Annotated in this window: 13 protein-coding genes; all 13 read left to right on the plus strand. The window is 49.4% G+C overall.

The features are described from left to right. Positions 1-669: a 16S rRNA (cytidine(1402)-2'-O)-methyltransferase gene (gene rsmI / locus J7K79_RS07295; RefSeq protein ID WP_296906950.1), complete on the plus strand. Its 669-nt coding sequence runs from the start codon at positions 1-3 to the stop codon at positions 667-669. A gap of 4 nt (positions 670-673) precedes the next feature. After that, on the plus strand, positions 674-1,105 hold the full coding sequence (locus tag J7K79_RS07300; RefSeq protein ID WP_296906952.1) for a MarR family transcriptional regulator: 432 nt from the start codon (positions 674-676) through the stop codon (positions 1,103-1,105). A gap of 57 nt (positions 1,106-1,162) precedes the next feature. Continuing rightward, complete coding sequence (locus J7K79_RS07305) at positions 1,163-2,383, plus strand: S-layer homology domain-containing protein (RefSeq protein WP_296906955.1); 1,221 nt, start codon at positions 1,163-1,165, stop codon at positions 2,381-2,383. A gap of 4 nt (positions 2,384-2,387) precedes the next feature. Next, positions 2,388-3,146 carry a patatin-like phospholipase family protein gene (locus J7K79_RS07310; RefSeq protein ID WP_296906958.1) on the plus strand — a complete coding sequence of 253 codons (759 nt, stop codon included), beginning with the start codon at positions 2,388-2,390 and terminating at the stop codon, positions 3,144-3,146. Then, positions 3,134-3,892 (plus strand): hypothetical protein, encoded by a 759-nt coding sequence (locus J7K79_RS07315; RefSeq protein WP_296906961.1) that lies wholly within the window; start codon positions 3,134-3,136, stop codon positions 3,890-3,892. The genes J7K79_RS07310 and J7K79_RS07315 overlap by 13 nt, the downstream gene beginning before the upstream one ends. Continuing rightward, positions 3,889-4,506 carry a hypothetical protein gene (locus J7K79_RS07320; RefSeq protein WP_296906963.1) on the plus strand — a complete coding sequence of 206 codons (618 nt, stop codon included), beginning with the start codon at positions 3,889-3,891 and terminating at the stop codon, positions 4,504-4,506. The genes J7K79_RS07315 and J7K79_RS07320 overlap by 4 nt, the downstream gene beginning before the upstream one ends. Continuing rightward, the gene (locus tag J7K79_RS07325; protein ID WP_296906966.1) at positions 4,506-7,097 is read left to right on the plus strand and encodes a CBS domain-containing protein; all 2,592 of its coding nucleotides are present in this window, start codon (positions 4,506-4,508) and stop codon (positions 7,095-7,097) included. Before J7K79_RS07320 ends, J7K79_RS07325 begins: the two co-directional genes overlap by 1 nt. 1 nt (position 7,098) lies before the next feature. Then, positions 7,099-8,646 (plus strand): carboxyl transferase domain-containing protein, encoded by a 1,548-nt coding sequence (locus J7K79_RS07330; protein ID WP_296906970.1) that lies wholly within the window; start codon positions 7,099-7,101, stop codon positions 8,644-8,646. A gap of 9 nt (positions 8,647-8,655) precedes the next feature. After that, positions 8,656-8,955 carry a hypothetical protein gene (locus J7K79_RS07335; protein ID WP_296906973.1) on the plus strand — a complete coding sequence of 100 codons (300 nt, stop codon included), beginning with the start codon at positions 8,656-8,658 and terminating at the stop codon, positions 8,953-8,955. Then, the gene (locus J7K79_RS07340) at positions 8,931-9,338 is read left to right on the plus strand and encodes a biotin/lipoyl-containing protein (protein ID WP_296906976.1); all 408 of its coding nucleotides are present in this window, start codon (positions 8,931-8,933) and stop codon (positions 9,336-9,338) included. Before J7K79_RS07335 ends, J7K79_RS07340 begins: the two co-directional genes overlap by 25 nt. Before the next feature lie 13 nt (positions 9,339-9,351). Further along, the gene (locus J7K79_RS07345) at positions 9,352-9,804 is read left to right on the plus strand and encodes a chemotaxis protein CheW (RefSeq protein ID WP_296906979.1); all 453 of its coding nucleotides are present in this window, start codon (positions 9,352-9,354) and stop codon (positions 9,802-9,804) included. A gap of 17 nt (positions 9,805-9,821) precedes the next feature. After that, on the plus strand, positions 9,822-11,204 hold the full coding sequence (gene cysS / locus J7K79_RS07350; protein ID WP_296906982.1) for a cysteine--tRNA ligase: 1,383 nt from the start codon (positions 9,822-9,824) through the stop codon (positions 11,202-11,204). A gap of 11 nt (positions 11,205-11,215) precedes the next feature. Then, positions 11,216-12,196 (plus strand): serine hydroxymethyltransferase (gene glyA / locus J7K79_RS07355; RefSeq protein ID WP_296906985.1); only part of this gene is annotated, 981 nt, incomplete at its 3' end.

Consider the following 12,196-nt stretch of genomic DNA (forward strand, 5'->3'; position numbering starts at 1 on the left):
TTGGGAAAACTCATCGTCGTGGGAACCCCCATAGGGAATCTCGAAGATATCACCATCAGGGCTTTGAAAACCCTCAGAAACGTGGATCTAATACTCGCAGAGGACACTAGAAGAACTGTGATACTCTTGAATAAATACCGGATCAAAAAACCTCTTCTCTCTTTCAACGAAAAAAACTCCAAGAGGAGAATAAAAGAAGTTCTTCCGCTTTTGAAAGAAGGAAAGACCGTGGCACTGGTGAGCGATGCGGGAATGCCGGTGATATCAGATCCCGGGCACAATCTCATAGAGGAATGCTGGAAGAACGGGGTGGAGGTGGATGTGGTACCGGGGGCCAGTGCTTTAACCAGCGCAGTTGCCGTGAGTGGTTTTCCCGGGTCCAAGTTCATCTTTGAAGGTTTCCTCCCCCGGGGCAAGAACCGAAGAAGACTCCTCAGAACGTTGAAGGAGGAGAGAAGACCAGTCGTCTTTTTTGAGTCACCGGAAAGACTCATCTCCACGTTGAAGGACATCTTGGAGATACTGGGAGACCGGGAGATATTCATCGCCAGGGAGATGACCAAGATGCACCAGGAGTTCTTCAGAGGAAAGGTCAGCGAAGCGATCAAACACTTCGAAAAGAAAAAAACGCTCGGTGAAATCACGGTGATACTTTCGGGAAAGAGGTGAAAGAATGAAACAGTCATTCGAGAGGGTGTTGAGGGAGATCTGTTTCATGGTGAAAGTGGAGGGAAGAAAGGTGCTGAAGGATTTTGGGATTACCCCGGCACAATTCGACATCTTGCAGAAGATATACTTCGAGGGACCGAAAAGACCCGGGGAGCTCAGCCTTCTTCTTGGCGTTGCAAAGAGCACCGTGAGTGGCCTTGTTAAAAGACTGGAAGCGGACGGCTACCTTGTGAGAACACCGGATACCACGGACAGAAGGGCTTACCTTCTGGACTTAACCGGGAAAGGAGAAAAAGTCATAGAAAAGGTCATAGAAAGAAGGGAAAATTTCATAGAAAAGATCACGAGTGAATTTGGACGGAAAAAAGCTGAAAGTATCTTGAAACTCCTCAAAGAGTTGAAAGCCGTCATGGAGAAGAATTTTTCCAAACAATAAACCCTATCTTCATGGCGTGTTTTCAAGGATGCTTTAAGGTTGAAGAGGGAGGTGAATGTGTTGAAACGGATTTTCTTCGCTGGATTGGTGACTATCGCCCTTTTTCTGATGGGTCAGACCATAAAAGATGTAGAGCCCGACTCACCGTTTTTCGACGTTGTGAAATACGTTGTGGATTCGGGACTCATGGAACTGGATGAAAACGGGAACTTCCGAGGGGCCCTTTTGGTCACAAGATACGATGTGGCCCAGTACATATACAGACTCGTGACAAGGTTCGAACTGGAGAAATTCAGAGAAAAATTCCCCCTTCTCGATGAACTCGATATCGTCAAGGCAGCCACTATCGCCCTGGACGAGAGGACAACGAAACTGGAAGAAGATTACAAATCACTGGACTCCAAGATCGAAAATGTGATATCGAAAGTGACCGCTGCAGCAAGCGATCTCTCCAAACTAGGGACGAAGATTGATTCTCTCGAGGACGCCTACAAGAACCTTTCTCTCGCTTTCGCCAGTTTCAAGCAGGAAACAGGTGGTTTTGACACGGAGATATTGAGAAGGATAGACACCGTCGAAAAAAAACTGCAGGAGTTGGAGCAGGTTTCCAAAGAACATTCTTCCAGACTGGATCTTGTAGAGAACAACTTGAAAAGCGCAGAGACAAAGCTCTCGAATCTGGAGGAGACGGTTACGAGGCTCGGTACCGAGACGCGGGACCTTCTTGCATGGAAGGAGGACGCGGGTGGGGACATTCTCCTTCTGAAGGGAAAGGTGGAAAGTCTCACAGAACAACTGGGTGTAACTACAAAGAGCGTGGAATCACTCTCTTCCGAACTGGCAAAATTAAAGAGTGAACTGTCTCAAAGTCTCTCGAATATTTCAAGCAGAACATCCAGTCTGGAGGCGAAACTATCCAGTCTGGAGAGCAGAATCTCTCAGGTTTCTGAAAAAGCGCTCGACCTTGGAAGCGAAATAGCGACTATTGAGAAGGATCTGGAGGTGCTATCTTCCCGCACCTCGAATCTGGAGAAAGCCCAATCCGAGTATCAAATTGTTGAGTCCCGTCTGGAAAGAGAGGTGCAAGCTCTCAAACAACAGATTGTCGATCTTGCAGACAAACTGGAGAGTGTCTCGTCCGATGTAGAGGCGCTGTCTCAAAAACTTGCGGAAGAGGAGAAAAAAGCTCAGGAGATACCGATCAATACGAACCTGTTGATGATAATCGGTGTGGGAATGCTTGCACTCATGCTGGGTGTTCTCCTGATAGCAAGGTGAGAGGATGGTTAGGGGAATAGCACTCGCCGCTGGAGGGGTCAAAGGGGCTGCTCATCTTGCGCTCCTTGAGAAAACAGGGGACGTCTTTGACGTGGTGACAGGATCCTCCATAGGTTCGATCGTTGGTGCCCTGTACGCACTGCACGGAGATCCTCACGCGGTGAGGGAGATCACCTTTTCCATCATGAAAAAACACCTTCATAGCTTGAAAAAAACAGAGAATGAAGGCACCTGGAAGGGTATGTTCCAGCGCTCACTTTTCAGGGCGGACCTTCTGTTTTCTATTCTCAAGGAGATGTTTGGTAGAAAGAGATTCTCCGACTGCAAGAAGAAACTGGGTGTTGTGGTCTTCGACACGGAGAATATGGAGTCTCTTCTGGTGACTGAAGGATTTCTCATAGACGCGGTTGTCGCCAGCAGTTCTGTTCCGGGTTATTTCGAACCGATCTGGCTGGGAGGGAATCCCGCTCTGGACGGTGGGGTGCTCTCTCCGACTCCCGTGTCACAGGCCAGAGAATTGGGAGCAGATTTTGTTGTTGCGTCCTCCTTCAGCAGGAAAAGGGATAAGGGTTTCAAGAACCACTTTGAGATGTTCTTTGTGATGGACAGGTGGAAGGAGATCATACTGGAACATGAGGAACTCTCCCGAGCGGATTTCGTGGTGGTACACAATGTGAACGAGTCGTGGAGCGAGTTCGAAAGGTACTACGAAATCTATAAAAAAGCTCTCGAAGATCTGAAAGGAGTGAGATGGCCCTGGTGATCTCTTTTGGAGGAGAAAACGGAGCGTACCTAGGAAGTGTCGGTGTGCTGAAGGCTTTGAAGGAACTCGCAAAGGACAACATCACGGTGAGATGTTGCGGAATATCGGCTGTTCCGTGTGGGTTGTTCTTCCGCACACGTTCTCCCAACAGGACGTATTCGCTCTTGGTGAGGGAGTGGAAGAACCTGGAGAAGCTTTTGAATCCGTTTTTTTCGAGAGGGATCGACAGATTTTCCATGCTCGATGCTCTCAGAATTCTGATGAGAGTGGGGGACAGCTTGAACGGTGTGCGAAACCATGAACGTCTCTACAGGTACGTGGACATCCTGTTCCCAGCACAGAAAATACCGGTGGGTCTTGAAATCTGGGTTTTCGATCTTCTGGAGGGTAGAGAGGTGGTGTTTGGAGAAGGAGACGATCTGAGAGATGCGGTGAAGGCGTCTCTTTCTTTCCCCATTCTCTATCGTCCATACAGAGACAGGTACGTTCCGCTTTCCTGGGTTACTGGTGTGCCGGAAGGAGATGTGATCGTGGTTTTTGAGCTGAAAGGAGAAGTGCATCCTCCACGGAACGCCCTCGATTATCTCTTCCTCTCGACGATCGCACGAACAAAGAGAATAGAAAAAGCAAGGATGGGAAAGGCAAAACAGATTTTGAAAGTGGAGTGCTCTTCCTCTTCGCCCGCGTTCACCGCGCGGCGAGCGTACGAAAGAGCCTTAAAGCTCTTTGGGAGGGTAGAGAAATGAAGAAGATCGTGGTGATGATTCTGGTTTTCGTGGGCCTTCTGGTGTTTTCGAAAACGATACACATAAAGGCAGATTTTGTGAGACCTTCCGAGGAAAAGATAGAGTACTCCGGGAACATCTTTCTCGAAATAGAAGAAGAAAGCTTCACGCTGAAAGCAGAAAGCCTTGTTGTAAAAAAGCTGGGAGGGAAGTGGAGAATCACGGAGGCGAGTTCTTCTGTAACCGTGACTCTCGAGGATGGTAAGCTCTCTGGAGACCATCTTGTGTACGATGTGGAGACCAGGGAGGGAACCATTACTGGGAACGTGACAGGTGATTTTCTGGACAAATCGAGTACGGAAACCGTGTTCATCAGTTGCAGCACGCTTGTGTTCGATCTGAAAGAAGATATCTTCACTGGTGTGGGAGACGTTCAGATCAAAAAAGGAGCGGTGGAGGCCTCCTCTGGGAAATTTGTCTACAGAAGAGATGATGGGATCATTGAACTTGCCGACAGCGTTGAGCTGAAAGATACCGAGAAGAACCTTAAAATGAGTGCCGACAGGGTGGTTATGGATCTTGAGGCTGATACGATGGAGGCGAGTTCCGTTACCGTTACTTTAGAGGTGGAATGATGAAGGTCATCACCACGCACAGGTCACCGGACTTCGACGCTTTTGCTTCATGTGTAGCAGCAAAGAAGTTGTTTTCCGATCACATCATCGTGTTACCGGGGAATCCCGCGAGGAATCTCTCCGAGTTCCTGAAGATATACTCCGATCGCTTTGAATTTTTTTGGGAGCACGAGTTCGACGGTGATGTCTCAGAACTCATCATCGTCGATTCTCCTTCTCTGGATCGAATTCCGGAAAAGATCAGAGAAAAGGTACGGGGTGCAAAGATAACGGTCTTCGATCATCACGTCGATGAGAGCTCGTTCAACGGTGTGGTGGCAAAGGTAGGGGCCACCATCACGATTCTTGTTGAACTTCTCCAGAAAGAGGGAATTCCTATCGATGCCACCGAAGCCACCCTCTTCATGATCGCTCTTTACGATGATACGGGAAATCTTCTCTTTTCTTCGACCACCCCACGTGATCTCGAGGTTGCAAAGTTTTTGCTGGAAAACGGTGCAAAACTTGACGAGGTAGCACTTTACACAAAAGAAGAACTCACACCACAGCAAATGGAGATAATGGATAGGTTGATCGAAAACACCCGTGAGTACGAAGTGAACGGTGTCCCTGTGACTGTTTCAATGGCCGAGTATGAGGGTTTCGTCGGTGGTCTGGGCTTGGTTGTAAGCAGGGCCTGGGAGATGAGTGGCAGTGAGACGTTCATTGCGATCGTGAGGATGGGGAAAAAGGTGTACATTGTGGGAAGAACTTCCTCACCGGATGTGGATCTTGGTTCGCTGATGAGGGACCTTGGAGGAGGTGGCCACGCGAGGGCCGCATCGGCAACGGTTGTTGGGAAAGAACCGAAAGAGGTTCTCAGCGAACTTTTGAACAGATTGCACAATCACGTGGTACCTGTTCTCAGAGCGAGGGATATCATGTCGTCTCCTGTGAAGGTCGTGCTCGCGGACATGACGATAAAAGAGGTGAACAGATTGATGGAACAAACTGGACACAACGGTTTCCCTGTTGCGGAGGGAAACAAACTGGTAGGGATTGTAACAAAGAAAGCGGTTGACAAGGCGATGAATCACAACCTAGGGGACAGATCCGTGAAATCCATCATGACACCAAATCTTGTGGTGGCAACACCTGACACTCCCGTGACGAAACTGAGAGAACTCATGGTGGAAAACGCCATAGGCAGAATACCAATACTGGAGAACGGAATCCTTGTTGGGATCGTGACCAGAAGCGATGTGTTGAGAGCAATATTCGGAAAACCTTTCAAGAAATACGTAAGGCCCGTTTTCAGAGAAAACGGTCAGATTTTCAGGAACGTAACAGATCTTCTGATGAAGTGCGTAAAGCCCCAGCTGCTCAACCTCTTCAGACTTCTGGGAAAGTTCGGAGACGAGGTGAACATGCCGGTTTACGTCGTGGGTGGATTCGTAAGGGACCTGCTTCTCGGGATAGAGAACCTGGACATAGACATCGTGGTGGAAGGAAACGCCATGGAATTCGCCGAGTATGCAAGGAGGTTCTTACCTGCAAAGCTGGTGAAGCACGAAAAATTCATGACCGCCTCCCTCTTCCTGAGAGATGGTCTGAGGATAGACGTCGCCACCGCCAGAATGGAATACTACGAATCTCCTGCCAAGCTACCGGACGTCGAGATGAGTACGATAAAAAAAGATCTCTACAGGCGCGATTTCACAATAAACGCTATGGCAATAAAGCTGAATCCCGGTGATTTCGGGTTGCTCGTGGATTTCTTCGGTGGATACAGAGATTTGAAGGAGGGGATCATACGTGTCCTGCACACTCTCAGCTTTGTGGATGATCCCACGAGGATCCTGCGTGCCGTCAGGTTCGAGCAGAGGTTCGATTTTCGCATAGAAGAAACAACGGAGAGATTACTGAGGCAGGCGGTCGAAGAGGGATATCTCGAAAAGACAACAGGTGCCCGCATAAGACAGGAAATAGAGAAGATACTCGAGGAGAAAAACCCATTGAAGTCCATCAGGAGAATGGCCGAGTTCGACATAATAAAGCACCTTTTCCCAAAAACTTACTACACACCTGCCATGGATGGGAAAATGGAGAGTTTGTTCAGGAACATTCCGTGGGTCGCGAAGAACATCGGTGAAGTCAACAAGTTTTACGCTGTTTTGCATGTGTTTCTCGAGTTCTACGACGAGGAAAGCTGGGAGAAGGTTAGAAAGAGGTACTCTCTTAAGAGGGATCTGATAAACGAGGTAAAGCATGTGGAAAAAAGCGCACCAGCTCTTGTGGAAATGCTCAAAGAAGGTGTGCCGACGTCGTTCGTGTATCCTCTCGTGAAGGGCGTCAGCAACGAAACGATATGTCACTTCCTGGCTTACCTTCGTGGCGAGGAGGAAGAGAGATTCAAGGCCCACTTGCTCAAGATCAGGGACACAAAGCTTGAAAAGATAGATGGGAACTACCTCATCGAAAAGGGAATCAAATCCGGTAAAATAATTGGAGAGGTGCTGGAAAAGATTCTCATGAAAAAGCTCGACGGTGATACAAGAAATGAAGAAGAGATACTGAGGGAAATTCTCGCATCACTGGAAACGGAGGGATAGAATGAGTTTGAATGAGAAGCTGGAAGATTTGAAGAAAAGAGAAAAAGAGATAGAACAGGGTGGCGGCCCAGAAAAAGTCGAAAAGCAGCATCAAGCGGGGAAGCTCACTGCATGGGAGAGACTGGATTTGCTTCTTGATCCCGGAACTTTTGTGGAGATCGACAAATTCGTTGAGCGCAGAAACACCTACTTCGGCCTGGACAGGGTAAAACTTCCAAGGGATGGCGTCATAACAGGTGTAGGGGAGATAAACGGAAGGAAAGTGGCCGTTTTCTCTCAGGACTTCACCGTGATGGGTGGGTCTCTCGGTGAAATGCACGCGAAGAAGATAGTAAAACTGCTCGACCTTGCATTGAAGATGGGTATTCCCGTTGTGGGGATAAACGATTCGGGCGGTGCTCGTATACAGGAGGGCGTGGATGCACTTGCCGGATACGGTGAGATATTCTTCAGAAACACCCTCGCCTCGGGAGTGATTCCGCAGATCACCGTGATAGCCGGACCGTGCGCCGGAGGTGCCGTCTATTCGCCCGCACTCACCGATTTCATCGTGATGGTGGATCAGACGGCAAGGATGTTCATAACGGGGCCGAACGTGATAAAGGCGGTAACTGGCGAGGAGATCTCCCAGGAAGACCTTGGAGGTGCCATGGTCCACAACCAAAAAAGTGGGAACGCCCACTTTCTGGCGAACGACGATGAGAAGGCCATGGAACTCGTGAGGAAGCTTTTCTCATACCTTCCGTCCAACAACGCGGAGGAGCCTCCCATTGAGAACCCGGATCCTGATCTCGAAATGCCTGATGATGTTTTAGATGTTCTACCCAACAATCCGAATAAGGGCTACGACGTGAGGGAGATCATCAAGAAGGTGGTTGATCATGGAGAATTCTTCGAGGTGCAGCCATACTTCGCGAGAAACATCGTGATCGGCTTTGGAAGGATACAGGGAAAAGTGGTGGGGATAGTGGCTAATCAGCCCTCAGTCTTCGCCGGTGTTCTGGACATAGACTCCTCAGATAAGGCAGCACGTTTCATAAGATTCCTTGATGCCTTCAACATCCCGATACTGACCTTTGTAGACACGCCCGGGTACCTTCCCGGTGTCGCCCAGGAACACAGCGGCATCATAAGACATGGAGCAAAACTTCTCTACGCTTACAGTGAGGCAACATCTCCAAAGATCACTGTGATCCTGAGAAAGGCCTACGGTGGAGCGTACATCGCCATGGGCAGCAAACACCTTGGAGCTGATATGGTACTCGCCTGGCCTTCCGCGGAGATCGCCGTCATGGGTCCTGAGGGGGCGGCGAACATCATCTTCAAGAAAGAAATCGCGTCTTCTTCGAATCCGGAGGAGACAAGGAAAAAACTCATCGAGGAGTACAAACAGCAATTTGCGAATCCCTACATAGCTGCCAGCAGGGGTTACGTGGACATGGTGATAGATCCGAGGGAGACGAGAAAGTACATAGCGAAGGCTCTCGAAGTGTGTGAAACGAAAGTCGAGTACAGACCGAAGAAAAAGCATGGGAACATTCCACTGTGAGGTGAATTCATGATTCGGATATTTGTCTTTGGTATCACAACCGTTTTTCTTGTCTTCCTGATACTGTTTTTCTTCTCCACGCTTTTGAGGTACTTCTCGAAACGTGAGCGGCCCGCCGTTGTAGAGGAAAAGCCTCGCGAGGTGGAAGAGGAGGTCGTTGCTTTGATATCAGCGGTCATTGCTCAGGTACTTGAAGGGGAGTACAGAATCGTGTCCATAAGGCGAAGAAGGACAGAAAAACGTGGTTTTGAGGTGTGGAGAAAACGTGGATGGAGGAGGAGAAAATGGTCAGAAAGTTCAGAGTGGTAGTGAACGGAAAAGAATACATAGTCGAAGTGGAGGAGATAGGAAATTCCAAGAAAGTTCAAGAAAAGCCAAAAACGAGTTCCCCGAATCCTAAGCCTTCCCCCGTGATGGAGGAAAAAAAAGAGATGCCAGAAACGAAAGTCGCTGAGAAAAAAGAAACCTCAGGTGGTGAAGGGAAACTCGTCAAGGCACCGATGGCAGGAATCGTCTTGAAAATCCTTGTGAAAGAGGGACAGGAAGTGAAAGTGGGCGACAAACTGCTCGTTTTCGAGGCCATGAAGATGGAGAACGAACTTCAATCGGAGTTTTCCGGGACAGTGAAGGAGATCCTCGTGAAGGAAGGAGAAAGCATAGAAACCGGTCAGGTGCTCATGAAAATAATGTGAAGGGGGGATACGAATGGAACTGAAAGTGGTGACATTCAAACTGAGGAATCAGGTGTTCGGCGTGGACATCATGAAGGTCGAGAGCATCGTTGAGGTGGAGAAAATCGTTTCTGTACCAGAGACGGCGGAGTTCATCGAAGGTGTGATGAACCTGAGAGGAAAGATTATACCGGTGGTGAACCTCAGGAAGAAGTTCAAGATGCCGGACATGGAGGACAAAAGCGGGGCGAAGATCATCGTCGCCATGGTCAAGGACACGCAGGTCGGCTTTCTGGTGGACGACGTGAGTGAAGTTCTGACTCTCACGGAAAAAGACGTCGAACAACCCCCTCAGAATCTTGCCGGAAGAGGAAAAGAATACATCCTCGGTCTTGCGAAGGTGGGAGATGATATCGTGATAATTTTGAACATAGAGGAGGTTCTCACCTCGGAAGAGCTGGTGGAGATCAGCAACATCAACGTGTGAGACTCGGAGGTGTGTGAATGAGGATAACGAATACCCTGACTGGAAAGAAGGAGGAATTTATCCCCCTGCAATCCGGGGTTGTGAAAATGTACGTGTGCGGTCCCACCGTCTACGATCTGGTGCACGTGGGAAACGCAAGACCCGCTGTTGTCTTCGATGTGTTCAGAAGGTACCTGGAGTACAGGGGTTACAAGGTGATCATGGTTCAAAACTTCACGGACATAGATGACAAGATTATAAACAAGGCCAACCAGCTGGGTGTCGATCCCAAAACGGTGGCAGACACCTTCATAGTCGAGTACTGGAGGGACGCGCACGCACTTGGAATAAGACCCGCAAACTACCACCCCAGGACCACCGATTTTGTCGATGACATCGTCGAGACCATCGAAAGACTCGTCGAGAAGGGATACGCCTATCAGACAAAAACGGGTGTCTACTTCGATGTGAGGAAGTTCGAAAGATACGGTGAACTCTCGAAGAAGAAGATCGAAGACCTCATCGCCGGCGCCAGGGTTGAGGTGGACGAGACGAAAAACTTCCCTCTCGATTTTTCGCTGTGGAAAAAAGCAAGGCCCGGTGAACCATGGTGGAATTCTCCATGGGGTGAAGGGAGGCCAGGCTGGCATATAGAGTGTACCGTCATGTCGGTGAAGATCCTGGGAGAGAGCTTCGATATCCACGCGGGTGGGGAGGACCTGATATTTCCACACCACGAAAACGAAAAAGCCCAGGCGGAAGCGTTGACTGGAAAGGTGTTCGCCAGGTACTGGATGCACAACGGGATGGTGAGACTCCTCGGTGACAAGATGAGCAAGTCAACGGGAAACATATTCACTGTTCGTGAAGCTGTGAAGAAGTACGGAAGGGACGGCTTGAGATACATGATCCTTTCAAAACACTATCGTTCTCCCATGGACTTCTCGGAAGAGCTTCTGAGCAAGTACTCAAAAGCAACTCGCCGCGTTTGGGAGATTCTCAGAAGATACGAAAGCAATGGTGTGGATGGTATTCCAAAGAGGAACGCCGTTTATGAAGAGTACGTGAGCAGGTTCGTTGAGGCACTGGACGACGATTTCAATACCCCCGTTGCTACCTCTCTTCTCTTTGAACTAGCGAGGAAGTTGAGCAAGGCCATGGAAGAAAACGACGCGGAGAGTGCACTTCTCTTCTATCACCTCATCAGAAGAGAGTTCGGCCCTGTTCTTGGATTGTTCGATCTGAATGAGGAAAGAAAAGAGGTTGCAAGTGAGCCTCTCCTCGGGGTGTTGATAGAGGTGAGGGAGTCTTTGAGAAAAGAGAAAAGGTACGATCTCTCCGATAAGATTAGAGATCGCCTCAGAGAGATCGGAGTCGTCCTGAAAGATACCCCTTCGGGAACAGAATACAGCGTTGAGTGAGGTGATCCTCTTTGTGGGAGCGCGTGAAGAAGGTGGATCCAGAGATCTACGAGGTGCTGGTGAACGAGCTCAAAAGGCAAGAGTACGGTATCGAACTGATCGCCTCGGAGAACTTCGCTTCCCTTGCCGTTATAGAGACCATGGGAAGCACGCTCACCAACAAGTACGCAGAAGGATACCCCAAAAAAAGGTACTACGGTGGGTGTGAATGGGTAGACAGAGCAGAGGAGCTCGCCATAGAGAGGGCAAAAAAGCTGTTCGGTGCGAAGTTCGCAAACGTTCAGCCACACTCCGGTTCACAGGCCAACATGGGGGTGTACCTGGCACTCGCCCAACCCGGTGACACGATCATGGGAATGTCCCTATCACATGGAGGTCATCTGACACACGGAGCTCCCGTGAACTTCTCCGGCCGAATCTTCAGGGTGGTTCACTACGGAGTCAATCTGGAAACAGAAACAATAGATTACGACGAGGTCAGAAAACTTGCTCTGGAGCACAAGCCGAAAATCATCGTTGCGGGAGGTAGCGCTTACGCTCGTACGATTGATTTCAAAAAATTCAGAGAGATTGCCGACGAAGTGGGAGCCTACCTGATGGTGGACATGGCGCACTTTGCGGGGCTCGTAGCGGCGGGGATCCATCCGAACCCTGTTGAATATGCTCATGTGGTAACTTCCACCACCCACAAAACCCTCAGAGGGCCCAGAGGAGGTTTGATCCTCACTAACGATCCAGACATCGCCAAGGCTGTGGACAAAACGATCTTCCCCGGGATTCAGGGTGGACCACTCATGCACGTCATAGCGGCCAAAGCCGTCTGTTTCAAGGAAGCTATGACAGAAGAGTTCAGGGAATACCAGAAACAGGTCGTAAAGAACGCAAAGAAGATGGCAGAAGAGATGAAAAAGAGAGGTTACAGGATCGTCTCCGGAGGAACCGACACGCACCTGTTCCTCGTGGATCTCACGCCGAAGGACATAACGGGTAAG

It is taken from the genome of Thermotoga sp. (assembly GCF_021162145.1).
Lineage (GTDB): Bacteria > Thermotogota > Thermotogae > Thermotogales > Thermotogaceae > Thermotoga.

Excerpts from the sequence above, each read along its gene's own strand:
- J7K79_RS07300 (WP_296906952.1), top strand. The coding sequence starts at position 674 with ATGAAACAGTCATTCGAGAGGGTGTTGAGGGAGATCTGTTTCATGGTG.
- J7K79_RS07310 (WP_296906958.1), top strand. The coding sequence starts at position 2,388 with ATGGTTAGGGGAATAGCACTCGCCGCTGGAGGGGTCAAAGGGGCTGCT.
- J7K79_RS07315 (WP_296906961.1), top strand. The coding sequence starts at position 3,134 with ATGGCCCTGGTGATCTCTTTTGGAGGAGAAAACGGAGCGTACCTAGGA.
- J7K79_RS07320 (WP_296906963.1), top strand. The coding sequence starts at position 3,889 with ATGAAGAAGATCGTGGTGATGATTCTGGTTTTCGTGGGCCTTCTGGTG.
- J7K79_RS07325 (WP_296906966.1), top strand. The coding sequence starts at position 4,506 with ATGAAGGTCATCACCACGCACAGGTCACCGGACTTCGACGCTTTTGCT.
- J7K79_RS07330 (WP_296906970.1), top strand. The coding sequence starts at position 7,099 with ATGAGTTTGAATGAGAAGCTGGAAGATTTGAAGAAAAGAGAAAAAGAG.
- J7K79_RS07335 (WP_296906973.1), top strand. The coding sequence starts at position 8,656 with ATGATTCGGATATTTGTCTTTGGTATCACAACCGTTTTTCTTGTCTTC.
- J7K79_RS07340 (WP_296906976.1), top strand. The coding sequence starts at position 8,931 with ATGGTCAGAAAGTTCAGAGTGGTAGTGAACGGAAAAGAATACATAGTC.
- J7K79_RS07345 (WP_296906979.1), top strand. The coding sequence starts at position 9,352 with ATGGAACTGAAAGTGGTGACATTCAAACTGAGGAATCAGGTGTTCGGC.
- cysS (WP_296906982.1), top strand. The coding sequence starts at position 9,822 with ATGAGGATAACGAATACCCTGACTGGAAAGAAGGAGGAATTTATCCCC.